The sequence below is a fragment of the Streptomyces sp. BB1-1-1 genome (genome assembly GCF_031597775.1).
GTDB lineage: Bacteria > Actinomycetota > Actinomycetes > Streptomycetales > Streptomycetaceae > Streptomyces > Streptomyces thinghirensis.
The window spans coordinates 355,899-378,406 of sequence record NZ_CP134205.1 but is presented as its reverse complement, the minus strand read 5'-3'; the positions used below and the strand labels follow the sequence as shown (position 1 = coordinate 378,406).

Here is a 22,508-nt window from a genome sequence, read left to right as displayed (position 1 = left end):
CGGACCGGCAAGCCGGTGCGCAGAGGCATACCTTAAAAGCTCGTAACAGGATCTCTAGTGAGCCTTCCCTAGCCGCTTGGGCGTCGACCGCGAACGGTTGACGGAGCCGGGCGATTAGCCCAGTCCTGGTCGACTCGGCACCAGCGAGACGGCAACAGGCATGGCTGAGCACGGGAACGTATACGTCGGCATGGTCGGGGACCTGTTCCACCCGGGACACGTCGCGCTGCTCAGGGCTGCGCGAGCTTCCGGGGAGCGGCTGATCGCCGGGGTGCTCTCTGACAAGGTCGTGGCCAGGTACAATCGCAAGCCATCATGACGCTCGCGGAGCGGGTCGCGGTGATTGAGGCATGCCGGTACGTCGACGTGGTACTCGCGAACGCGCCCTACCGTGTCACGAACGGGTTCCTGGACCTGCACGGCATCGACGTGGTCGTACACGAGGACGACCTCACGGCGGAGGCGCTCAAAGAAGTCTTCGGCCCAGTGGCCGATGCAGGGAAGCTACGCCTTGTGCGGTACACAGCCGGCGTCTCCACGACCGAGCTCATCCGACGGTGTCGCACGGCGGCCCCTTCGTCAGGGGGCACGGCGACGTCATAGGCGCGTAACACGGTCTCGGGGTCCGGCCTTCTTGAGTCGCCTCCAGCAAATCAGACTGCAGGCCAAGGAGAGAAAGGCGTCGTGGAGTTCAAGGCGGCGCTCCCATCGGACGGCGAGGCGTTTGAACTGGTGGAGCAAGGCCAAGCTTTGCTCGACGACGTAGCGGCATTTGCCCAGGCCCTTGATGTCCGGAGCCCCCTGCGGGAGATCACCGGCATGATCCGGCGTTTGCGCAGTTCGCGCTGGACGGCCCCCTTGTCGCCCAAGACGGAGCCGGGACGCCGGCGCGGTCGGCCGGGCCGCCCGGCAACGGGCGGGATACCTCGACGGCAGCGGTCGTGATGACGCGCAGCGGGGTGCCCTTGCCGTCACAGATCAGATCGTTCCTGCTGCCCGACTTCCGCCGGTCGACCGGCGACGGACCGGTCGCAGCACCCCCATTTGCGCGCGGACGTGGGAGCCGTCCACGCACGCGCGGGACCAGTCGAGCTCGCCAGCCGCGTTCAACTCGGCGAGCAGCACGCGGTGCAGTTGCTCGAAGACGCCGACTCTCTGCCAGCGGTCCAGGCGCCGCCAGCACGTCCGTCCGGAGCCGAATACCAGCTCCATAGGCAAAGGAATTGCCAGACAATGTCCTGGTGCAAGACATACAGGATGCCCTGCAAACACAGTCGGTCATCCACCGGATTCGGCGCAGGCGACCGTTCCGGCCAGGGCGGGAGCAACGGTTCGATCTGCGCCCACAAGCCGTCGTCCACGACCCACGGCCGAATCGTTACACGACACGAACGGCCGGTTCATCACCTCGGTCATGCCCGACCAGGACAAGTCGGGCCGGACAAGTTACCTAACGAGCTCGTGCACCGTAAGCGGTGAGACGTCGAGGACCTCAGCGGTACTTGGTGATCACACCTGCCGTGCCGGGATCAGGTCCGCGGTCTGCTGATGGGACAACAGACCTGCGACGGCTTTTCACGGTGTCGCTGATGTGCTCGCGGCGGCCGAGGTGGCGGGCCAGCGCCCGCCAGTTCTTCAGGTGCGCAATGCCGTGCTCCACGCGGATGCGCCGCGAGGAGTGCGCTTTGCGCTGGCGCTCGTGCATCTCCTCGTACCAGTCCGGAGCCTTCTTCTTGAACTTGCGGTGCGGCGGTGTCACTACGCGCCCACCGGTCTGGGCTCCCAGGCCCTGGTAGCCGGCATCCGCGAGGATCTCGGCTGCCGGGCCGCCCTCCAGGAGCCTGACCAGCCCTAACTGGCGGGCATGGGTGATGTCCGCGCAGCTGCCGTACTGAGTCGGGCTGCAGAAGAGCATCCGGCCGTCGCCATCGTGACGACCATGGTCTTGACCGCGTTCTGCTTGCTCTTGCCGGAGATGAACTTGTCCCGGTCTTTGCGTCCGGCAGCCGGGCGCCTGACCCGGATCTCGGTGCCGTCGATGATGCCGGTCTTCCCGCTGGCGCCGATATGGTCGATGACCTCGGCGAGGGTCCGCAGCCGCACTCCGGTGCTGATGGTGCAGCCTCGCTCGGCGAGCAGGGGTCGCACCTCGCCGATAGCCCGGGTGATGGTGGAGCGGTCGACGCCGAACCAGCTGGCCAGCACGTCATGCGTGGCGGCGTGACGGAGATGCACGAGCGTGGCCAGGAGACGGTCGACGAACACCAGCTGGTGCTTCGCGCCGGCGCCCACTGCCCGCTTCCGTGGCCGGGACGCGAGCTTGGCCTGGTGCCGCTCGTGCCACAACGGACCTACCTCAGCAACGAGTTCAGCAATCACAGCAGCCGAGAGGCCCGTGATCCTCCGGTTGCTGATGATCGCTGCACGAGACGCATTCCCCACCACATGACCATGATCGACCATCAGGAGCTCGACGTCTCACCGCTTACGGTGCACGAGCTCGTTAGGACGACGCTGCGGCTTTCGGACGCTTTCGAAAGCTGGCAACGGGGGGCGCACTGGCGGCGAAAGCCGTGTGAAGCCATCGTGGAGATGGCCGGTCTCTCAAGCCGGAATTATGTTGACAATCGAGGAGGTCACCGACACCGCTGCTGGGCGCACGTTCACGGAGGGGGCAGGGGCTCTTGAGCCTCTCGAAGCCGGGCGACTCCTTGGTAGGTGTCCACAGCGCGTAGCGGTTTCCACCACTCCGGATGACGCGTGTACCAGGCGACGGTTCGTGCCAGGCCGTCCTCGAAAGGCACGGCAGGTCGATACCCCAGCTCCCCAGAGATTCTGTCGGTCGTCAGGGCATAGCGCAGGTCGTGGCCCTTTCTGTCGGGTACGTTGTCAACCCGGGACCAGTCCGCGCCGAACAGCGCAAGGATATGCTGGGTGAGGTCCCGGTTGGTCAGCTCAGTCCCGCCCCCGATGTTGTACACCTGCCCCGGCCGACCATCCGCCGCCACGAGGGCCACACCCTGACAGTGGTCGTTGACGTGCAGCCAATCCCGGACGTGCGAGCCGTCTCCGTACAGCGGGACCCGATGCCCCTGGAGCAGTTGTGTCACGAAGCGGGGGATGACCTTCTCCGGGTGCTGGTAGGAGCCGTAGGTGTTGGAGCAGCGGGTGACGCAGACAGGCAGGCCGTGGGTCCGGTAATAGGCGAGAGCGAGAAGGTCGGAGGAGGCTTTGGAGGCGGAATAAGGGGAGTTGGGGGCCAGCGGAGCGCGCTCGTCCCAGCGGCCGGTCCCCCCGATCGATCCGTAGACCTCATCGGTGGATATGCACACGAAACGGGTCAACTGCGCTTTCAGTGCCGCTTCGAGTAGGCGGTGGGTACCGATGACATTGGTGCGCACGAACACGTCCGCTGCGGCGATCGACCGATCGACGTGCGACTCAGCTGCGAAGTGAACCACGAGGTCACTGTCGGCCAGCAGGCGATCTACCAGAGGGCCGTCACAGATGTCGCCCTTCTCAATGGTCAGCAGCGGATGATCGGTCACGTCACTGAGGTTGGTGCCGCTGCCCGCATAGGTGAACTTGTCGAGCACGGTGACACGAGCGGCGCGGAAAGCAGGGTACGCGCCGCCGAGCACGTGCTTGACGAAGTGCGAGCCGATGAAGCCGGCTCCTCCGGTGACGACGATGTGCACGAATCGCCCTTCTCATCCGATTATCAATCGCTAGATGTTCGCTCTTCATTCATGATGTCGTGGAGGTAGCGGCCGTAACTGGTATGTCTCAAGCGGGAGGCCAACTCCTGGCACTGCTCCGCGGTGATGAAGCCCATCCGGTAGGCAATCTCTTCGAGGCAGGCAATCCGCACACCCTGCCGCTGCTCCTCTACTTGTACGTAGTGCGCGGCCTGGAGCAGAGAGTCGTGTGTGCCAGTGTCCAGCCAGGCGAACCCGCGCCCCAAATTGACCAGTTGCGCTCTGCCCTGGTCGAGGTAGGCGCGGTTGACGTCGCTGATCTCCAGCTCGCCGCGTGCCGAGGGACGCAAGTTCTTGGCAATGTCGATGACGTCATTGGTATATGCGTACAGCCCCGTGAGTGCAAGGTTGGACCGTGGCTGGGCGGGTTTCTCTTCGATGGAGAGCAGGCGCCCGTCCGCTGCGACCTCCCCCACTCCGTACCGCTGGGGGTCGCTGACGGAGCATCCGAAGAGAAGGGCTCCATCGACGTGCGGCAGCCGGCTCCGGAGCAGTCGGGAGAAGCCGGGGCCATGGAAGACATTGTCGCCAAGAACCAGCGTTACGGGGTCAGTGCCGATGTGATCAGCGCCAATCACCAGGGCTTGCGCGATGCCGTCAGGCTGGGGTTGTTCTGCATAGGAGAGGGACAGACCGAGTCTGCGACCGTCGCCCAACAGCTCATGGAACATGGGCAGTTGCTCCGGCGAGGAAATTACCAGGATGTCGCGGATGCCGCCCAGCATCAGCACCGACAGTGGGTAGTAGACCATCGGCTTGTTGTAGACCGGCAGGAGCTGCTTGGAGATGGCGTGCGTGAGTGGGTACAGCCGGGTACCACTTCCGCCGGCCAGGACTATTCCCTTCATGGCATCGGCTTCGGCAACAGCTCCTCGATCCGCGGGACGGCTTCGCCAGGCAGCCCCGCCGCTCCCTCGAGGAGCCGCCGGTCGAGGGCTAGGGAACCGGAATGGCCGGAGTCGTCAATAGGGTCGAAGGTGTCACGCAGCTCGGTGAAAACTTTCATGACCTTCCTGCATCCGTCCGTCGGGTGACCGCCGCGGGACACTAGTGAGTCGCTACGGATACTCCCTTTCAGGGAATGCGGAAGCCCCGCTACAGGGTCCCGCCACGCAACAGAACAGCCCTCAGAAAATATCGCAGGTGCAACAAAGGAGTAGGCACGCTCTGCACATGGACACGGTCAAGCTCTTCATCGCCGAAGAGTTCGTACAGCAGTTTCCCTTGGAGGGCCACATCACACGTGGTGAGATCGAGAAAGTCTCTTCTCTTGATGATTCGCCATGCCTAAGAACGTAGATGTCGCAACAAAAATTCACAACAACTTTCACGCCACCTTCGCCGTGCCCGATTCAGGACTCTATGGTGCGGTTTGACGGTTTCTCGTCAGGCGCCCTGTGGGCACTCGGTCGGAGATCATCAAGGAAGTTGCGTAAAACGTTGCAGCTCAGCGCTGTGACGCCAGCATGCGCAGCCCCATCGGCGTGCAAGCGACAGCGCCGGTAAAGATGACCGAGGAGTGCTGCGGGATCGCTCCTCGGTCACAGTTTTTGAACACTTGCGAACACCTGCAAGCACCTCGGACGTACTGACGTCGTATTGGTCTGCGGGTCTCGAGATCTGCTTCATTCCGTTCAGGGGGCACTGTTGACATGAGGAAATCGGCGCGCTTCACTTCCGTGAGGTGGCAAGGAGGGCGCCCGCCCCTTCTGCTGACGGGCCACGGGCTCACGGCCGGTCTCAATCCCGGATTCGCCGGCTCGAATTATCCGGCCGTCATCGAGCACGCCGCTCCATTACGAAACGGCGCGTCGCGCTTTCGTGCCACCTCACTCGAAGCCAACGGGCGAGGGGGAATCATCAGCATGTTCTCAAGCAGCACGGGTAACGGGGCACGGTTAGCTCGTACCCTGGTCGGCTCCACCACTTTGGCCGGCCTCCTCTGGGCCGCGCCCGGACTGGCGCATGCCAGCGCCGAGGAGGATCCCGGGACGGCGTGTCCCTTCAATCGCACACTGTGCCTGTTCGAAGGCGCTGACTACTCAGGCGAGCGCTTCACGGTGCAGTCCCTCGACCCCTCCGCGAGCGTCTGCGTCGACCTTGTGGAGCATGGGTGGGGCAACAGAGCCCGATCGGCCGTGAACACGGCGGCGCGAACCGCCGCGCTCTTCCCCAATCCTGACTGCACCGGCAGAGCGGTGGGCGTCACCGATGCAACGCCCTCGCTGCCCTTCCAGCCACAGAGTGTGCAGGTCTACTGAGACTACGCCCCGCCCGGCCCCACGGCCCCCGCGACGAAAGGCGAACGCTCCACCATGAGGAGAGTTCTCGGGCGTGACTTCGGACTGCGCAGGTTCGTCGTAGCCCGAGCGCTCTCCCGGGCCGGCGACGCGGTCTTCCCCATCGGGCTCGCCGCCGCCATGATCCAGCAGGATTTCGGCGCCTCCGACGTCGGTGTGGTCATGGGTGCCTCCCTGGCGCCCGTGGTACTGCTGATGCCATTCGGAGGAGTGATTCTGGATCACTTCAGTGCCCGGACCCCCATGGTCGTCGCGGACGTTGTCCGCGCCGTGTTCCAGGGGTTTCTGGCGCTGCTGCTCCTGACCGGACGCCCGTCCTTGTGGCAGATCCTGGTGCTGTCGCTCGGCTCTGGGGCGGCGCAGGCGTTCTTCCAGCCGGGCGTCGCCAGCATGCTGCGGCAGTTGGCGCCGGACCGGCTGCGGCAGTCGAATGCCACGGTCCGCACCGTGGAGTCCGTCGTGTCACTCGCCGCGCCCGCCTTGGCCGGTGTGGTCATTGCAGTCACGGACGCCGCGATCGTCATTGTCCTGGACGCCTGCACGTTCGCCGCGAGTGCCTGGCTGATCGCACGCATCCGGCTGAAGAGCTCCGATCCTGTCGAGGCCCCGCCAAAAGTCTGGAAGGAACTGCGTGAGGGCTGGGACGAGTTCACCGCCCGGCCTTGGTTGTGGTCCGTAGTGTCGGTGTTCTCGCTGTTCGGCCTGGTGGTTTTCGGCCCGTTCGATGTGCTGAAAGCCATCGTGCTCATCGACCGGTTCGGCCCGTCGGCCTACGCCTGGCTAATATCAGCTTTCAGTCTGGGCGCTGTAATCGGTGGGCTGCTCGCTCTGTGGACCGCTCCCGTCCGCCCTTTACGGACGGGACTGCTGGCGCTGCTCGCATTCACGCCGCTCCCGATCGTGATTGGTTTCGACCTGTCGGCGGCCCTAGTGGCAGCGGCGATGGTAGCGGGCGGCGCCGCCAATGCCTACTGGGCAGTTGTGTGGGCGACCTCGGTGCAGTCGCACGCGCCGCCACATGCTCTGAGCCGTATTCATGCCTACGACGTGATCGGCTCCATCGGGCTCATGCCCGCGGGTCGAGCGCTCACCGGTGCGGCCACGGCCTTGACAGGCGCGACGACCGTCCTGCTCATCTCCTCCGCGGCCCTGCTCTTGGGCTGTACGGCGCTGCTACTGGTTCCCTCCGTACGCACCCTGCCCGCCGTGCAGCCGCCCAGGGAACGGAGCGATCCGGCCGGACCGACCGCTGACACTCAAAAAGCCCGCGACACCTAGGAGCAGCATGCACCCGCGAACGAGTCGCACGCTCACCACCAAGGAGTTCTCCGACATCAAGCACACGGTGTCGATCCGGTCGCAGTCGCGGGCGCGACTGCGCCGGGACGCAGGCTACGCCTCGGACGTCCCCCGCGAGGTCAGTCTACAACTCACCTACAAGTGCAACCTCCGCTGCACGCACTGCTACCAGTGGAACGAGCAGGGCTTCTTCCGCGACTGGGGGATCGACAAGCAGCGCACCGAACTCGACCTGTCCATCGTCGAGGACGTGCTGGCAGCCACCGCACCGGTACACGGCAAGCTCTTCCTATGGGGCGGCGAGCCGCTGATGCACAGCCGGTTCACTGATGTGTCGCGACTGATCGAGCGCTTCCCGCGCACGGTGAACATGTGCACTAACGGGTTGCTGTTCCAGCGCCGGATGGACGATCTGCTACGGATCGGGCAAGACCTCAACCTGCTGGTCAGCCTGGACGGTCTTGGTGCGGATCACGAGGAACTGCGCGGCAGGGGCACGTTCGAGCGCACCACGCGCAACATCGAAACGATGCTCGACCTCAAACACAGGGGGGACTTCCATGGCGAACTGTCTCTTTCCTGCATGGTCTCGCACGTGACGGTGCACCGTATGTATGAGTTCATGGAATGGGCAGAGGAACTCGACGTCAACACCGTCTACTTCCAGTTCCCCTGGTACATCAGCCCCGATGTCGCGCAGTCGATGGACTCCGTCTACAGCGAGCATTTCGCGTGGCTGTCACCCGACACCGGTACCGCACGCCCCACCTGGCACTCGTATACGTACCAACTGCCTCCCGAACTGCTGCCGGCACTGCGTGACTCCATGGCACGGCTGGCCGGCCGGGTCTGGCGTCCCCGGGTGCGCTACCAGCCGCAGCTGGAGCCTGACGAGGTCGAATCGTTCATCCTTGGCACCTCCCGGCCGGCACAGCGACGCACTCGATGCCTCGCCGTGACCAACCGGATGGAGGTACACGCCGACGGAAACGTCAGTTCGTGCAAGTTCTTTCCGGAGTTCGTGGTGGGCAATCTCTACCAGCACTCGACGGCGGACCTGTGGCAGAGCGAACGGTTCCGCCGTGTTCGCTCCGTCCTCGCCGAGACCGGCATGATGCCGGTCTGCTCCAAGTGCATCCTTCTCTATCTGAACGGAGTGTGACGCCCATGAACAGAGCGGCCCAGATCACCGAGCTGGAGTCCCGAGTGCGGAACGTGCTGACGGAGGTACTGGCGGGCAAGATCCTGCCGGAGCAGGTCACGATGGACGCGGACATGGTCCAGGAACTCGGCCTGGATTCCCTGCAGGCCATCCAGTTCCTGCTGCGCGTCGAGGACGAGTTCGACGTAGAGCTGGACTACGAGAACCTGCGGCTGGACCACCTGAGGTCGGTGAGGTTCTTCACTGTGGAGGTCCTTATGCCGCTGGTACGCGAGCAGTGAGCCATGGGTGCCCGTCCAGCGGAGAGGCCGTGCACTTCGGTTCCTTCGACGCTGAACGGCGCTGGCGCCCGGGCGGCCTCGCGTCCCTGCCCATGCTAACCGACCCGATGGCCGACCGTCTCGTGGCCTGCATGGACGAGGCACTATTCGCTGCAGCCACGCCGGGTGATCTGCTGATCACCCGAAGGGCGATAGACAAGGCTCATCTTCGGGCCTTGGAAGCGGCGGGATTCGGATGCGTGCATCGCTACGTGGGTGACGTGGACGGTGCCGCCGACGTTGAGCACCAACTGCTCGAGAACCCCGGACTCCTGCGCGCCATCAGCGAATACCGCCGCCTGAGCCCTTACGCGATCCTTCCCGCGACCGCCGAACTCGCCCGACTGACCGGGCACGCGAACGCCGTACCGTGCGAGGATGACGTGGTCCAGGTCAACAGCAAGGCGTGGTCCAGCCGCCTGTCCGTCCGGCATGGACTGGTGGGTGCCGGTCATGTTGTCAGCTCGACAGCAGAGCTGCACACGGCAGTGCAATCCGCCGCTGACCAGGGCCACCCGGTCATTCTCGTCAAGGATACTTACGGGGTAGCTGGCCGGGGCACCTTCGAGGTGACCTCCGACCGGCGGCTGGCCCGGCTGAGCAAGCACTTGCGCGGCCAGGAGGAGCGAGGGCTGCGCGTCGAGCTCGTGGTGCAGCCGCGCTACGACCGCGTCGCGGACTTCTCCACCCATTTCCATCTCGACCGTGACGGCTCCTGGCGGCTACTCGGTGTGCAGAGCCTGGTCAACTCTGGCTACCGCCATGAAATGTCCGGGCCGGCACCCCGCGCCCTCACGAGCGCACTGCGGCACCCTCCCCACCCGGACGTGTTGGAGACCGTCGCACGCGAACTGGCGGCGGCAGGGTACTTCGGCCCCGTGTGCGTGGACTCCATGGTGCTCCGGAGCGGAACTTGGGTCCCTGTTCTGGAGATAAATGCCCGAATGTCCATGGGCGGTCTGAACCTTCGGCTCGATGAGCGTGTGCGAGAGTACGGTCTGCGCAGCCACCTATGGCAGGAGAACGTGGCCGTCCCGGACGGCTTTGCCATGGACCACTTCCTTCGGGCATTGCGCGCGGAGAAACTGCTTTACGCGGGCGGGAGCGCACCCGGCGTCCTTCCCCTGGTGGGCGGCTCGCTCGCCGCCTCCCGGGGGCGCCTGGTCTGCGCTGTCTTCTGCCCGCCGGAGTCGTTCGCCCGCCTGCGGATACGCACCCGGGCCGCTGCCTCGTCGGCCGGGGTCGTCCTCGCGGGGGCAGCATGACCTGGGGCATCGGCCTGATCGGCGCCACCGGCATCGCCGTACGTGCGGTGATCACCCCGAGCCGGGAACGACGCGACATCACCGTGCGTGCTGTGGCGGCGTCCGACAGGGACCGTGCTTCGGCGTTCGGACAACGGCACCGGGTCAGGGTGCTCTCGAGCTACGAGGACGTGGTGACGGCACCGGATGTCGACATCGTCTACGTCTCGCTGCACAACTCTGCCCACGCCCACTGGGCCCGGATGGCCATCGCTGAAGGAAAGACGGTGCTGGTTGAAAAACCCCTGTGCCTGGGCCTCACGGAGTGCGACACGCTACGGGACGCCGAACACTTCGGCGGCGGGAAGGTCCTGGAGGCGCTCCCTACCCTCCGCCACCCCTGGAGCGACGTCGTACGGCACATGCTGGAAGCGGGGCGGTTCGGCCGGCTCCACGGCCTGCACAGCCGTTTCGGCTTCCAGCCACCCGCTTCCGGCGGATTCCGCCTACGACCCGAGCTCGGCGGCGGCATCTTCCTCGATTCGGCGAGCTACTGGCTCCAGGCGCTCCAGGACACCGTCGGACTGCCCCCGGCCAGCGGCGCTGGCACTGGCACGGCGCGAAGCGTAGAGCCCCATGGCGTCGACCACGCGTTCGAAGCGGAGCTGTCCTTGCCGGGCGCGGCAAAGGCCACCTTGTCGTGTTCCTTCGCTGCACGTCACACCGCTGAGCACGTCTTCGAGTTCGACGAGGCGCGCGTCCGCGTCCGCGGTGTCCTCCTGCCCACAGCGGGTGCGGTGCCGCTGAACGTCGCCGTGCGCACCACAACGGGCCGTACGGAGATCACACGCACGGAGCCGGTGTCGTACTACGTACAGCAACTCGACCGTGTCGCCGACCTGATGAGCGGCCGAGGGGGGCACTGGGGCGCTCAGTTGGCGGCGGCCCGGCCCAGAATCGTCACGATGGAGCGCCTCCACCGGACTGCGCGACGTGAAATCACACCGTCATCTTTGACTGGGAGCAGACATGAGACCTGAGGACCTCGCCCCAGGGGCCGCCGCCCTGCTCGCATCGGTCTCGGTCACACCGGCGGACGTGGCGCAGTGCGCGCCGCTGGCCGGAGGGACCTACAACTCTCTTCTCCGCGTGGTGCTCCGAGACGGCCGCCGATGGGTCGTGAAACGACCGCCGTCCCCGGGCAGCGGGGCGACGCTGGCCTACGAGCACAATTTGCTGCGCGGTGAGACCGAGTACTACGCAGCGGCGCTGAACATTCCGGACGTACCGGTGCCCAGGTTGATCCATGTGGAGTCCGTCGGTGAGCCGCCCGTCGTGGCGGGCCTCGTCATGACCGAATGCTCCGGTGTCCCATGGCACGAGACCGACGCATCCCTCAGCCCAGGTGAACGGACGCGACTGCGGGCGGAACTAGGCAAAGTCGTCGCCCGGCTGCACACCGCAACCGGCCCTGAGTACGGCTACCCCGCCCGGCCCTTCGGCCCGCCGGCCGCCAACTGGAGGCACACATTCGCGGCCATGACAGCCGCCGTCCTGGACGATGCGGTGCGCTACGACGTCCAGCTGCCCCATCCCGTGAAACGGGTGCGCGAGGTGTTCGCCGCGGCCGAACCCGTGCTGGCCGACGTGCCCCGTCCAGTCCTGGTCCACTTCGACCTGTGGCAGGGAAACCTGCTGCTCGACGGCGCGCCGGGAGCCCGGAACCTCAGCGGAGTGATTGACGCGGAGCGGATGTTCTGGGGCGACCCGGTCGCCGAGTTCGTCTCCCTCTCGCTGTTCGGTGACATCGAACAGGACGAAGACTTCCTGGCCGGGTATGCGGCAGCGGGGGGAAACGTGACGTTCACCGACTCCGTACGCCTGCGTCTTCACCTCTATCGCTGCTACCTGTACCTGATCATGCTCGTGGAGGTGGTGCCCCGGCGCTACTCCGCCGAACAGCGGGCTTGGACCCAGCAGCACGCAGGACGCCACTTGGTAGTGAGTCTCGACGCGGTGGCTTCCGCCCTGGTCGGCCGCTCGTGATCGCGATACTGACCTCGGGTGTCGCCCTCGGCGTTCACGTACCGGGGCTGCTGCTCGCCTCCCGCCTCGGCGAACGTGGAGCGAAGGTCGTCGTGGAGGTGATCGAGCGGCTGCTTCCCGATGACCGGCTCCGCATGGTCGAGGCTTCCCGCAGCCTGTTTCACCGGGACTTTCGCGTCGCCCGGGCAGGGCAGCGTCTTGCCGCCGACCCCGCCCAGGCCATCGACGACGCGGCGCTCGTAGCGCTGCACCGGCGCTGGAGGCAGCTCGGCGTGCAGCGTGTGGTGGTGTTCTCCGGATTCTGGCTTGGGGCGCTGGGTCGCCTGTCCGCCCTGGGGCTACGGGTGCCGGAGGTGACCATCTGCCAAGTCGACTCCGTGGAGTCCCCGTCGTTCCAGCGCGCCGCGCCCTCCCCGGTCGGCACGCAGGTCTTCCGGCTCGCCTCGTCGGCCAGCAGCGACCTGCCCTGCACGATCCCGGTCACCCGCCGGCCGCCGGTGCGGTGGCCAGAACGCGGCGGACGGCTCCTTGTGCACGGCGGCGGCTGGGGTATGGGCACCTATCGGCAGCGCGCGGCAGATCTCTCCGCCGCGGGGCACGCTCTCGACCTCGTCGTCCACGAGCTGGATGAGGCCGCGTCCGCGCCCGCGGGAACCCGCGCGTACCTGATGGACCCGTCCTGGCATCCGTGGCACGACGACGGATATCCGCCGCTCGGCCACCTCGCTCCCGGACAGGACCCTCGCACGGTGAAATTCCGGCGCGGCACCGCTCACCACTCCTCCTTCGACCTGGCCCGCGAGGCCATAGCCATGGTCAGCAAACCTGGCGGCGGTACTCTCTTGGACTCCCTGTGGTCCGCCACGCCCCTCGTCCTGCTCGAACCCTCGGGACAGCACGAGGAGCACAACGCCCGCCTCTGGTGCGACCTGGGCTTCGGCATCAGGTTCGAGCAGTGGCAGGACGCCGGCTTCGTCGCCGAATACTTGCGGCCCCTTCACGAGGCTCTGCTCACCGCAGGCACGGGACCGGCGCGCCCACTCGACATGGTGGAGGCGCTATGCGCCAGGAAGGGATCCTCATGTATGCGATGAAACTGGTGCACGCAGATCGCAGAGCGGCATTGCAGGCGTCCTTCACGCAGGAGGAACGGCTGGCCGCCGGGCGGGATGTGCACCTCCAGAACAACGTACTGACGTTCGGTTGCGTCGTCGAAGGCCCGCTGGACACAGGACGGCTCCGGCAAGCGTATCTGGCACTCCAGCAGCGTCACGAGAGCTTGCGCCTCGTCTTCCCAGGCCGCCCCGGGGGCGATGAGGCCGCGGAGTTGCGCGCACCCCAGGACGCTGGCTTCCAAGTCGTCGATGTCGGGGCCGACGACTCCACCAGCCTCCATCGTGCCCGGTCCGTGATCGCCGAGGCCGCTGCGGTGCCGTTCGACCTGGCGAAGGGCCCGCTCGTCAGGTTGCTGTGTGTGCGGATCTCTCCGGCTCTGCACGTCGTGGGGTTCGTGATCGACCACATCATTGTCGACGGTGAGTCCTGCCGGATCATGGCCGAGGACCTGTTCAGAATCTACGCGGCGGACACCGAGGCGCTGGCCGCCATCAGCACGCAGTTCCTCGACTTCGCCCACTCTGAGCGCCTCCACCTGCGGGGACCGACCCTCGACAGACTCCTGTCGTACTGGCGCCGCAAACTCGACGGTGTCGGGGCCATTCCGCCCTCCCACTTACACGATCCCCATGCAAGCGACGCACTCCAGCCGGCACCGAGCCATCAACTCTTGGTGCGCCGGGCCACGATCGAACCGTCGTCGTGCGGTCGGCTGCGACAGGCCGTGCGGCGACAACGCGTGACCCTGACGGCGGTGTTCGCCGCCGCCCTGAAGGACGTCATGCGCCGACGCCGACTGACTCTCGGCATGAACCCGGACCAGGCCGGTGACGTGGCAGTCATGGGTTCGATCAGCAATCGCCATCGCGACGATGTGCTGCACTCAGTCGGGTACTTCGCCACGCCGTGCGTCCTGCGTACCGACCTGAGCGACGCGCCCCCCTTCACCGAACTCGTTCGGCGTGAGACCGGAACGCTCCTCGGCGTCCTGCGGCACCAGGAGTTGCCGCACGCCTTGATGACCCGGGAACTTGATCCACAGCGCTACGGCGTGCGCCATCGGGGCGACCCCGGCGCAGTGCCCGCGTACGTCAACTTCGACGTTTCACAGGCCGGGACCGGCTGGTCGTTCACTGACGAGTCCTTGCGCGTGACGATGATCCGGATTCCGCGCAACGAGGTGCCCCGAGGAGGGGTGCGGTTGCTCGTGCGGGACGGGAAGGAGCATGTCCTCGTGGAACTGCGCACGGACGAATCCCGGTTCGGGCCGCGCTGGGCAGACGCGTTCCTCACCGATTATCTGACGCTGCTCAAGGCCTTCACCGAACAGGCACCGTAGGGCCAGCCAGGCGAATTCCCCGTACCGACCATGTATATCCAGACCTCCGGAGACAGCCACGATGACCGACGACCTCACCCTCGCCGCCCTCACGCGTACCAGCGGACTCGGAGTGGCCGAGGTGGCCAAAATGATCGACCACTCCTTGCTGCGGCCCGAACTCACCTGGCCCGAGGTGCGCACAGGATGTGCACTGGCTGCCCGGTACGCGGTGGCTTCCGTCTGCGTCAAACCCACCGACGTTGGGCCAGCAGCCAGGGAAATGGCCGGGACAGGCACTGCGGTGGGGACGGTGATCGGCTTCCCGCACGGTGCGTCCGTGACATCGGTCAAGACCGCTGAGGTGCACGCAGCGCTGGCGGACGGTGCTGTGGAGTTCGACATGGTCATCAACATCGCCCGGCTCCGAGCAGGGGACGAAGCCGCTGTAAGTGCCGACATAGCGGCCGTCGTCGAGGCCGCTCAGGGCGGACTGGTAAAGGTCATTCTGGAAAACGCCTACCTGACGGACCGGGAGAAGATCCGGGGCTGCGTCGTAGCAGAGTCCGCCGGTGCGCACTTCGTGAAGACCTCTACGGGCTTCGCCCCCACGGGAGCCACCCTGAGCGACGTACGGCTGATGCGCTCGCAGGCCCCTCCCCACATGGGTGTGAAAGCGGCCGGTGGAGTGCGTAGTCTCGACGCCCTGCTGGACATGTTCGAAGCGGGTGCCAGCCGCTTCGGAGCCACGGCCACTGCCGCCATCCTCGACGAACTGGCTATGCGCCACACCGGGCAACCGGAAGCGAGCCAACCGACCGAGTGAGGCCCACCCGTGGCGCCAACAGGCGGACAGCAGACGGCGGAATCGAGTCAACTCTCGGCGGGAGTCCTGTCCAGCCAGGACCGGCGTTCCGCGAGCCGTGACGGTTGGCCAATGCCCACTGGTATGCCGGTCGGCGGCGCCCTGTCGAATGCGATCCCCGCGACGGGCCCCTGCCCTTTCCCCTCCGGACAGAACCCACACAAGGTCACCATTTCGGGCGGCTGTTCCAGGCCGACAAGTGATGCGATCACCGAATAACAGCATTGACCTGAAGGTGGCGTCCGAGGTTGGATGATTCACACCCACAAAGTCAACTGTGCTCAGTTCTGCCCGGCCTGGACGAGTCCTCCCGACCGGGGCATCATGGGGGAGAATCTTGACTCGTTCCATCGGTATTGCGTTAGTGGGGTGTGGCTATGTGGCCGACTTCTATATGGCCACCCTTCCCAATTATGCGCACCTTCGGCTCATCGGTGTTTACGATGCCAGTGCAGAGCGTGCGGGAAAGTTCTCGGCCCATTACGGTGTGCCGTTGTACGTTTCGCTGGAGGAAATACTCCACGACACCTCTGTAGAAATAGTTGTCAACCTCACTAATCCGCACAGCCACTACGACGTGTCTCGCCGTGCTCTTGAGGCGGGTAAACACGTCTACTCGGAGAAGCCTTTCGCACAGGAGTGGGAGCAGGCCAAGGAGCTGGTGGCGCTTGCCGAGCAGCGGAGCCTCATCCTCTCGTCCGCGCCCTGCTCCCTGCTCGGGGAGACCGCCCAGACCCTGTGGCGGGCATTGCGGCAGGACACCATTGGCCGACCGCGTCTGGTTTACGCGGAGCTTGACGACGGAGCCATCCACCAGATGCCCTACCGAGACTGGATCAGCCCGTCGGGTGCCCCCTGGCCCTACGCCGACGAATTCCGCGTCGGCCCCACGCTGGAGCACGCGGGGTACTACCTGACCTGGCTCACCGCGTTCTTTGGGCCAGCTGCGGAAGTCGTGGCGTTCGCGGCTCTCGTGCAACCGGAGAAGCTGGACGGTTCGCGGCCAGGCTTCTTCGCCGCCGACTTCACGTCGGCGTGCATCACCTTCCATTCCGGGGTCGTGGCCCGGCTGACGTGCAGCACCGTGGCCCCCGAGAACCACACCCTGCAGATCGTCGGGGACGAAGGGGTGCTGGCCACCTCGGAATGCTGGGACTACGAAGCCGAGGTGACCCTGCGCAAGCGGGTGCGCGGGACCGACTCTGCGCACCATTACCTGACAGAGCACCAGGTGGTTCCCCTCGCCCGGCCCGCCGGCCGCCGCTTCCGGTACCAGGACACCCATGACATGGATTTCGCACGCGGGGTCGCGGACATGGGCGCGGCGGTGGTCGGAGACGGGGCTCCGGTACTGGGGGCCCGGCACGCTCTGCATGTCCTGGAGATCACCCTGGCCATCGCCCAATCGACGGGCGGCGCCAAAACAGTGATCACTTCCAAATTCGATGAACCACGGCCGATGCCGTGGGCTTTGCACTGACGACTCTCCGTGAATGGAGGCAGTAAGAAGATGATTTCTCCGGCAACTGCGACCTTCGTCATGCCGCACTATGCAGACGCCGCCAGGGCGGAAGATTATCTGGTGCAGACTCTGAAGAGTCTGCACCAGCAGACGGACCCTGATTGGCAGCTCGTCATCGTTGACGACGCCTCACCGGGGGCGCGGGACCGAAAACGGATCAAGATACTCCAGGACCTACACCCGGATCGTATATTCGTCATTCAGCAGACGGTGAATCGCGGCCAGGGATTCTGCAGAAATGTCGGCGTTCAATGGGCCAAGGAGCGCGGATCGCGCTTCGTGTTATTCCAGGATGCAGACGACATCGCCCACCCCAGGCGTCTGGAGGTGACCCGCCGCGCCTTCAAGCAGCGGCCCGACGTGGACTTCGTGTACTCGACGTTCTCCGTCATCGACGAGCACGGCAGTGGCGTTCCGACGACGCGTCTCACACCGTCGCTGCTGGAGATCATCGAGTCACACCGGGTGGATCCGGTCGAAGGCCCCCGTGCATGGATTCGCATGGGCGTCGACACCGGTTACACCACGCTCACTTCGACAGTCGCCGTGCGCACCGAACTGGCTGTCAACCACCCCTTCCCTCATGTACGGGCCTCCGAGGACGCACACGCCTGGTTCAGGATGGCCGCGGGAGGGACCTCGGTCGCTTACCTGCCGTCCATAGGCTGCCTGTACCGGGTGCCGCAGGAAATAGCGGGGTCGTCCGACCGTAACCGCATCGGCGCGGACTACTACCAGCGCAAGGCCGAGGTCGACACCGACGGGTTCTTCGAAGCAATCTCCATATCCCTGCAACGGCAGACCATCCAGCTCCACGAGGTGCGCGGTCTCAAGAACGCCTTCCTGCGGCGCCTCGCGCTCACGATGGAACGGGAAGGCCAGCACAATGTGGCCAGGGAGATCCTCGGTGCGGTCGGCCAGGTCGGCGTCCGGTAGCCGTCGATCTCATCATGGCACTGCAGTCATCTTCCCCCGCCGGGCAGCTCAGCCGTGCGCGCCGTTCGGTCTCGGGCTACTTCTTCATCAACGGTGTCGCTTTCTCCTCCTGGGTGGCCCGCATCCCCGACATCAAGGAGCGTCTCGGGCTCAGCGACGGGCTCCTGGGCGCCGCCCTGCTGGTTGCCGCGGTGGGCACCGTGCTGGGGCTCGCCAGCGTCGGGCGCTATGTCGACCAGCTGAGCGCGGACTCCGTCAGCAGGTGGGCCTCGGCCGCCGTGTCAATCGGTCTCGTCGGGCCCGGCCTGGCACCGAACCTGACAGTGCTGATGGCCTCGCTGATGTTCTTCGGCCTCGCGGGCGGTGCGTACAACGTGTCGATGAACGCTCAGGCCGTCGCGGTGGACCGGGCCTATGGTCGACAGATCATCACCTCATTTCACGCCGCCTACAGCGTCGGTGGTCTGCTTGGATCCGCCCTGGGAAGCCTTGCCGTGCGCCTCGATGTCGCACCGGCCGTGTCCTTCCCCGTTCTGGCCGGAGCCCTAATGGCAGGTGCGCTGGCATGCGGGCGCGGCCAGGTGCGGACCGCCGCCTTTGGGCAGCCCCCGGCGCCGGGTGGCGCGCGGCAGCGAGTGCGACGGCTAGACGGCCGTCTCATGCTGCTCGGCGCCTGCTGTTTCGCGTGCCTGCTCGCCGAGGGAGCGATCGCTGACTGGAGTGGGGTCTATCTCAGGGAGGATGTCGCGCTGTCCGCGGCGCTCGCCCCGACGGGCTACATGTTTTTCTCCGTAGCCATGGCGAGCGGCCGGCTCGTCGCGGACCGGCTGGCGGCGTCGATCGGTGCCAAGCGCCTGGTCACCTGCTCCGCGCTGCTCGCGAGCGGGGGGTTGTGTACCGGCCTGCTCAGCAACCAGGGCACGGCGGCGGTCATCGGGTTCGGGGTCTTCGGCGCGGGCCTCGCGTGTGTGATGCCGCAGATGTTCAAGGTGGCAGGGAACCTCTTCCCGCACGAGACGGGCCGGGCGGTCGCCGCCGTTGCGACGCTGGGTTACGCCGGTCTACTCAGCGGCCCGCCGCTGATCGGGCTGCTGGCCCATCTGCTGGGGCTGCCGACGGCCTTGGGTCTGCTGGTCCTGCTCATGCTCTTCGTCGCTCTCGCTTCTCGTATCATCACCACCTGGTCCTCCAAGGACTCCCGGCCCGCTGAGCGGCCCTCCGGGTGATCGGTTGGGCCCTGACCGCACCGCCCGCTACTGCGGTGACCCCACGACTTCACCGGGAGGCTGCTCTGGGGAGCGGTCGACGTACCGAATCCGCCCGACCAGGGCAGCAAGCAGGATGCTCGCTATTACGATCGAGCCCAGCGCGGCGCGCAGACCGACTGCACCGCTCAGCACACCGATCAACGCCGGCGCGGCCACCGTCGCTCCGGGCATCTGCCCTATCTCCACGACCGAGACTCCTTCGCTCGCGGTGAGGTCCTCCTGGTTCCCTGCGAAGGTGTAGACGTTCGGGTTGACGCAAGCCATCCCCACACTGAGGACGATGAACCCGATGATCGCCGCCACTGGGTTCGCGATGATGAGGCAGAGTCCGAACCCGGCGGCGGCGAACAATGTGGAGAGGCGGACGATGCGTACCGCGCCGAGGCGGGCCGTGGCGCGGTCGACGAAGAGCATGGCAAGTGTCCCCGCCGTGGCGGCGGCCGTGTAGGTAGCTCCGCCGAGAACCGGCCCTCCTCGCATGGTGTCCGTTACGTAGATTGCGCTCCACAGGATCGACGACTCGGTCACGTATCCCGTCAGAAAGGCCATCATGGCGATGGGCAGCATCCTTCGGTTGAACCGTCTGCGCAGGGGGATCCGAGCGGTCTTCGCCGAGTTGGTGGCCTCCTCCGGAAGCCACCGAGCCACCGCAGCCAGGCACGCTCCGAGCAGCCCGCTGGAGACAGTGAACTGCACCCAGGGCGGAACGCCGAACGCCGCCGCCGCGGTACCGGTCGCTCCGCCGGCCAGCGTTCCCAACCCGAAGCAGGCATCGAAGCTGCCCATGAGCGGCCGTCCGTAACGGCTCTGGACTTCCAATGCCATGGCGCCCATGGGGATGTCCATGATGTGAGCTACCAACGCCCACGTTGTCAGCCCCAGAACCACCGCACCGAAGCTGGGCGATGCTGCCATGAGCGGCACGGTGAGCAGGACGAGACAGGCGCCAGCCAATGCGAGCACCACGTTTCTCACCCGGCCGACGAGCAACACGATGGTGCAGAGGCCGACGATATTCCCGATGCTCGGGACAGTGTTGGCCAGCCCCCACAGTGCGTCGTCCGCGCCTACCTGTCGGCGTACCTCCGGCACACGAGCCGCCCACCCTCCGATGGGCATGCTCATGATGATGTAGAGCAGGCCGACGGCCAAGCGCGCGCGTCGCTTTGCGCGCGCGGATGTTGTCTCCTCCAGCTCCACAGGGCTGCCTGAACGGCGCACCGGGGGATTATTGTCTCGGCCTAATTCCGACATGCTGAAATAGCCCTTCACGCCGTTTCGCCGGCGTTGCGTGAGGCGCAGTACCGTGAAAAATCCGAGATCGTTGAGCGATACGCTACGAACGGACTGTGCGTCCCGTCAAGAAGCGCTCCGGAAGTCCGCCATGCCCCGACTTGCGCCACGGGCGATCTGGCCGGATAAAGCGTTCAGGCTGGTCAGAACCGGAGCGGAGTCGCATGGAGGCCAATATCCTTGGCCAGAACTCGACTTCCTCCCCCTGTGACGGGTAGGTACTGTTGGGCCCCAAGATCCGATCGGTGTCGAGCTGACCGTTGCGAAGTCTGACAATGACGAGTAAATGACCTCGGAGCAGGCCTTCCGTCCCATCGCCCTCAACCGGAAGAGTGCCAACGGCGTGTGCCTTGCGTACGGCGCCGGGCACCCCGTTTAGGGCGCCGCCGGTTAACACGGTGAGTGCATGTCTCCTTTCCGGGCATCAGAAAGCAGCGCGCTTGTGGGTACTACATCCTCACGTCTGGCCGAGATTCGCGTGATACTCGAGGAGGAGTTCGCTTGCGACCTCACGGATATCAGCCTGGAACCGTCTTTGCCGCTTGGTCATGACGGGGTCGGCCTGGACTCGCTGATGATCGTGGACCTACTCGCCAGATTGGAGTCGCGATATTCCACCGAAGTGGACATTTCCGACCTGATGGCTGGCGCTACCAGTATTACTGTCCAGGACCTTCTCCGGATCACTGACGGCTTGCCGCAACGGTAGGAACCGCCGATCGAACTGAGCCGTTCTCATCAGACCAGCAGGAGAAACGTTGCCTGACCGTACTCTGCTCGCAGATTTTGGCGGGAACCCCGTAAGGACCTCAGAATGGCCGTTATGGCCCAGACTCGATCCCGATACGAAAGCGATCCTTGCAGACGTCCTGGAGTCGGGGCGGTGGGCGATCAGCGAGGACCACAACGGCCAGCAGTTGTATGAGCGGCAGTTCGCCGACGCCTTCGCGCAGTATCACGGCGTACCCCACTGCGTCCCCACGAGCAGTGGCACTGCGTCATTGACCATCGCGTTCGAAGCGCTCGGCCTCTCGCACGGCGCCGAAGTACTCGTGCCGGGCCTCACCTGGGTGGCGTGCGCGTCGGCGGCGGCGAACCTGGGGCTCGTGCCGGTCCTGGTCGACGTTGACCCGGAAACACTCTGCATGGACCCGAAGGCGGCCGAGGCGGCTATCACGAACAGGACCGAGGCCGTGCTCCTCGTCCACTACGGCAGCAGCATCGCCGACATTGACGCGTTCATGTCGCTTTGCGAGCGGCGCGGTCTGGCACTCATCGAGGACTGTGCCCAGGCCCATGGCGCCATGTATCGAGACGCGCGCGTAGGCACCTACGGAGTCGTGTCCGCCTACAGCATGCAGGAGTCGAAGCTGCTGACCTCGGGGGAAGGCGGTGCGTGCCTGACCCGGGACGCGAATCTCTACGAGCGTCTCGTGGAGTACCGCGCCGATGGCCGGCGATACGCCGACGATCCCGGCGTGCGGGAGCCCAATCTCCGAGATGTCGGCACGGTGCAGGGCCGTAATCTCTGTCTGACGGAGATCGGGTCCGCGCTGTTGCTCGGTGGTCTGCGGCGCCTCGACGCGGAGAACGAACGGCGGTCGGCGAACGCGGCACATCTGTCTTCGCTCATCGAGAAGACGGGCTACGCACACTCGGTCCAGGCCAGGCCAGGGGTCACCAAGAGGGCCTACTACCGGTACTGCATCCGGCTCGACCCGGGAGTCATCGAGGGCGTTTCCGTCGATCGGGCGCTGAGCACCCTGAGCAGGGAGCTGCGTCTGCACTGCGAACCGCTGCACGAGCCACTCAACGCCTGCCGCCTCTACGACCCGCGACGGTCTCCGCACAAGTACGACCCCGCCCTGCTACCGCTACTGGACCCCACCCGGTTCGAACTGCCGAACGCACACGAGGCCCGCTCGCTGTTCCTCACCATCCCGCACCGGGCCCTTCTGGGCACCGCGGCAGACATGGACGACATCGCCCAGGCCATCGACAAGGTCATGACGAACGTCGACGCGCTCCGTTCCGAAGCGCTGATGGTGCCATGAGGCGTGC

The 22,508-nt window shown here is 65.8% G+C and carries 23 protein-coding genes and 1 pseudogene; 17 read left to right on the top strand and 7 right to left on the bottom strand.

Annotated elements, in window-relative coordinates:
- The first annotated feature begins 160 nt into the window (after positions 1–160).
- Positions 161–319, top strand: a complete 159-nt coding sequence (locus tag RI578_RS42785; RefSeq protein ID WP_399062979.1) for an adenylyltransferase/cytidyltransferase family protein — start codon at positions 161–163, stop codon at positions 317–319.
- The gene (locus RI578_RS42370; protein WP_310869105.1) at positions 316–603 is read left to right on the top strand and encodes a hypothetical protein; all 288 of its coding nucleotides are present in this window, start codon (positions 316–318) and stop codon (positions 601–603) included. Before RI578_RS42785 ends, RI578_RS42370 begins: the two co-directional genes overlap by 4 nt.
- Here the strand turns inward: RI578_RS42370 and RI578_RS42365 are convergent.
- From RI578_RS42365 to RI578_RS42345, 6 genes and pseudogenes are all read right to left on the bottom strand, one after another.
- Positions 598–1,376 (bottom strand): annotated as a pseudogene (locus RI578_RS42365) (IS5 family transposase). The gene RI578_RS42370 and the pseudogene RI578_RS42365 sit on opposite strands and share 6 nt — an antisense overlap.
- 116 nt (positions 1,377–1,492) lie before the next feature.
- On the bottom strand, positions 1,493–1,915 hold the full coding sequence (locus tag RI578_RS42780; protein ID WP_310869106.1) for a transposase family protein: 423 nt from the start codon (positions 1,913–1,915) through the stop codon (positions 1,493–1,495).
- Positions 1,852–2,292, bottom strand: a complete 441-nt coding sequence (locus RI578_RS42775; RefSeq protein ID WP_310875623.1) for a transposase family protein — start codon at positions 2,290–2,292, stop codon at positions 1,852–1,854. The genes RI578_RS42780 and RI578_RS42775 overlap by 64 nt, the downstream gene beginning before the upstream one ends.
- 371 nt (positions 2,293–2,663) lie before the next feature.
- Positions 2,664–3,698: a dTDP-glucose 4,6-dehydratase gene (gene rfbB / locus RI578_RS42355; protein WP_310869108.1), complete on the bottom strand. Its 1,035-nt coding sequence runs from the start codon at positions 3,696–3,698 to the stop codon at positions 2,664–2,666.
- A 23-nt stretch (positions 3,699–3,721) separates the two neighbouring features.
- Positions 3,722–4,606, bottom strand: coding sequence for a glucose-1-phosphate thymidylyltransferase RfbA (rfbA, locus tag RI578_RS42350; RefSeq protein ID WP_310869109.1), 885 nt, complete (start codon positions 4,604–4,606; stop codon positions 3,722–3,724).
- Entirely contained in the window at positions 4,603–4,764 is a 162-nt protein-coding gene (locus tag RI578_RS42345; protein WP_310869110.1) for a hypothetical protein, read from the bottom strand. Before RI578_RS42345 ends, rfbA begins: the two co-directional genes overlap by 4 nt.
- Before the next feature lie 859 nt (positions 4,765–5,623).
- Between RI578_RS42345 and RI578_RS42340 the strand changes: the two genes are divergently transcribed.
- The 13 genes from RI578_RS42340 to RI578_RS42280 all read left to right on the top strand — a co-directional run bounded on the left by RI578_RS42340 (position 5,624) and on the right by RI578_RS42280 (position 19,112).
- Positions 5,624–6,019, top strand: a complete 396-nt coding sequence (locus tag RI578_RS42340; protein WP_310869111.1) for a peptidase inhibitor family I36 protein — start codon at positions 5,624–5,626, stop codon at positions 6,017–6,019.
- 54 nt (positions 6,020–6,073) lie between these two features.
- Positions 6,074–7,336 carry an MFS transporter gene (locus tag RI578_RS42335; RefSeq protein WP_310869112.1) on the top strand — a complete coding sequence of 421 codons (1,263 nt, stop codon included), beginning with the start codon at positions 6,074–6,076 and terminating at the stop codon, positions 7,334–7,336.
- A gap of 67 nt (positions 7,337–7,403) precedes the next feature.
- Complete coding sequence (locus RI578_RS42330) at positions 7,404–8,519, top strand: radical SAM protein (RefSeq protein ID WP_310869113.1); 1,116 nt, start codon at positions 7,404–7,406, stop codon at positions 8,517–8,519.
- A gap of 5 nt (positions 8,520–8,524) precedes the next feature.
- Positions 8,525–8,800 carry an acyl carrier protein gene (locus RI578_RS42325; protein WP_310869114.1) on the top strand — a complete coding sequence of 92 codons (276 nt, stop codon included), beginning with the start codon at positions 8,525–8,527 and terminating at the stop codon, positions 8,798–8,800.
- Positions 8,801–8,907: 107 nt separating this feature from the next.
- Entirely contained in the window at positions 8,908–10,104 is a 1,197-nt protein-coding gene (locus RI578_RS42320) for a hypothetical protein (RefSeq protein WP_310869115.1), read from the top strand.
- A complete protein-coding gene (locus tag RI578_RS42315) occupies positions 10,101–11,123 on the top strand; it encodes a Gfo/Idh/MocA family oxidoreductase (protein WP_310869116.1) in 1,023 nt (340 codons plus the stop codon). Before RI578_RS42320 ends, RI578_RS42315 begins: the two co-directional genes overlap by 4 nt.
- Positions 11,113–12,129, top strand: a complete 1,017-nt coding sequence (locus tag RI578_RS42310; RefSeq protein ID WP_310869117.1) for an aminoglycoside phosphotransferase family protein — start codon at positions 11,113–11,115, stop codon at positions 12,127–12,129. The genes RI578_RS42315 and RI578_RS42310 overlap by 11 nt, the downstream gene beginning before the upstream one ends.
- The gene (locus tag RI578_RS42305; protein WP_310869118.1) at positions 12,126–13,223 is read left to right on the top strand and encodes a hypothetical protein; all 1,098 of its coding nucleotides are present in this window, start codon (positions 12,126–12,128) and stop codon (positions 13,221–13,223) included. The genes RI578_RS42310 and RI578_RS42305 overlap by 4 nt, the downstream gene beginning before the upstream one ends.
- On the top strand, positions 13,190–14,584 hold the full coding sequence (locus tag RI578_RS42300) for a condensation domain-containing protein (RefSeq protein WP_310869119.1): 1,395 nt from the start codon (positions 13,190–13,192) through the stop codon (positions 14,582–14,584). Before RI578_RS42305 ends, RI578_RS42300 begins: the two co-directional genes overlap by 34 nt.
- Positions 14,585–14,645: 61 nt before the next feature.
- Positions 14,646–15,389: a deoxyribose-phosphate aldolase gene (deoC, locus tag RI578_RS42295; RefSeq protein WP_310869120.1), complete on the top strand. Its 744-nt coding sequence runs from the start codon at positions 14,646–14,648 to the stop codon at positions 15,387–15,389.
- 316 nt (positions 15,390–15,705) lie between these two features.
- Positions 15,706–16,908 carry a Gfo/Idh/MocA family oxidoreductase gene (locus tag RI578_RS42290; protein WP_310875622.1) on the top strand — a complete coding sequence of 401 codons (1,203 nt, stop codon included), beginning with the start codon at positions 15,706–15,708 and terminating at the stop codon, positions 16,906–16,908.
- A gap of 30 nt (positions 16,909–16,938) precedes the next feature.
- On the top strand, positions 16,939–17,886 hold the full coding sequence (locus RI578_RS42285) for a glycosyltransferase family 2 protein (protein WP_310869121.1): 948 nt from the start codon (positions 16,939–16,941) through the stop codon (positions 17,884–17,886).
- A gap of 14 nt (positions 17,887–17,900) precedes the next feature.
- A complete protein-coding gene (locus tag RI578_RS42280; protein ID WP_310869122.1) occupies positions 17,901–19,112 on the top strand; it encodes an MFS transporter in 1,212 nt (403 codons plus the stop codon).
- A 27-nt stretch (positions 19,113–19,139) separates the two neighbouring features.
- Here the strand turns inward: RI578_RS42280 and RI578_RS42275 are convergent, their stop codons facing one another.
- Complete coding sequence (locus RI578_RS42275; protein ID WP_310869123.1) at positions 19,140–20,354, bottom strand: MFS transporter; 1,215 nt, start codon at positions 20,352–20,354, stop codon at positions 19,140–19,142.
- A gap of 499 nt (positions 20,355–20,853) precedes the next feature.
- Here RI578_RS42275 and RI578_RS42270 point away from each other — a divergent pair, with 499 nt between their 5' ends.
- Both RI578_RS42270 and RI578_RS42265 read left to right on the top strand, forming a co-directional pair.
- On the top strand, positions 20,854–21,156 hold the full coding sequence (locus tag RI578_RS42270; RefSeq protein WP_310869124.1) for an acyl carrier protein: 303 nt from the start codon (positions 20,854–20,856) through the stop codon (positions 21,154–21,156).
- 49 nt (positions 21,157–21,205) lie between these two features.
- Complete coding sequence (locus RI578_RS42265; protein WP_310869125.1) at positions 21,206–22,501, top strand: aminotransferase class I/II-fold pyridoxal phosphate-dependent enzyme; 1,296 nt, start codon at positions 21,206–21,208, stop codon at positions 22,499–22,501.
- Positions 22,502–22,508: the final 7 nt, after the last annotated feature.

Coding starts and splice junctions, on each gene's coding strand:
- RI578_RS42285 (WP_310869121.1), top strand. CDS start 16,939: ATGATTTCTCCGGCAACTGCGACCTTCGTCATGCCGCACTATGCAGAC.
- RI578_RS42325 (WP_310869114.1), top strand. CDS start 8,525: ATGAACAGAGCGGCCCAGATCACCGAGCTGGAGTCCCGAGTGCGGAAC.
- RI578_RS42270 (WP_310869124.1), top strand. CDS start 20,854: ATGTCTCCTTTCCGGGCATCAGAAAGCAGCGCGCTTGTGGGTACTACA.
- RI578_RS42340 (WP_310869111.1), top strand. CDS start 5,624: ATGTTCTCAAGCAGCACGGGTAACGGGGCACGGTTAGCTCGTACCCTG.
- RI578_RS42315 (WP_310869116.1), top strand. CDS start 10,101: ATGACCTGGGGCATCGGCCTGATCGGCGCCACCGGCATCGCCGTACGT.
- RI578_RS42310 (WP_310869117.1), top strand. CDS start 11,113: ATGAGACCTGAGGACCTCGCCCCAGGGGCCGCCGCCCTGCTCGCATCG.
- deoC (WP_310869120.1), top strand. CDS start 14,646: ATGACCGACGACCTCACCCTCGCCGCCCTCACGCGTACCAGCGGACTC.
- RI578_RS42335 (WP_310869112.1), top strand. CDS start 6,074: ATGAGGAGAGTTCTCGGGCGTGACTTCGGACTGCGCAGGTTCGTCGTA.
- RI578_RS42780 (WP_310869106.1), bottom strand. CDS start 1,915: ATGCTCTTCTGCAGCCCGACTCAGTACGGCAGCTGCGCGGACATCACC.
- RI578_RS42300 (WP_310869119.1), top strand. CDS start 13,190: ATGCGCCAGGAAGGGATCCTCATGTATGCGATGAAACTGGTGCACGCA.
- rfbA (WP_310869109.1), bottom strand. CDS start 4,606: ATGAAGGGAATAGTCCTGGCCGGCGGAAGTGGTACCCGGCTGTACCCA.
- RI578_RS42370 (WP_310869105.1), top strand. CDS start 316: ATGACGCTCGCGGAGCGGGTCGCGGTGATTGAGGCATGCCGGTACGTC.
- RI578_RS42280 (WP_310869122.1), top strand. CDS start 17,901: ATGGCACTGCAGTCATCTTCCCCCGCCGGGCAGCTCAGCCGTGCGCGC.
- RI578_RS42785 (WP_399062979.1), top strand. CDS start 161: ATGGCTGAGCACGGGAACGTATACGTCGGCATGGTCGGGGACCTGTTC.
- RI578_RS42345 (WP_310869110.1), bottom strand. CDS start 4,764: ATGAAAGTTTTCACCGAGCTGCGTGACACCTTCGACCCTATTGACGAC.
- RI578_RS42320 (WP_310869115.1), top strand. CDS start 8,908: ATGGCCGACCGTCTCGTGGCCTGCATGGACGAGGCACTATTCGCTGCA.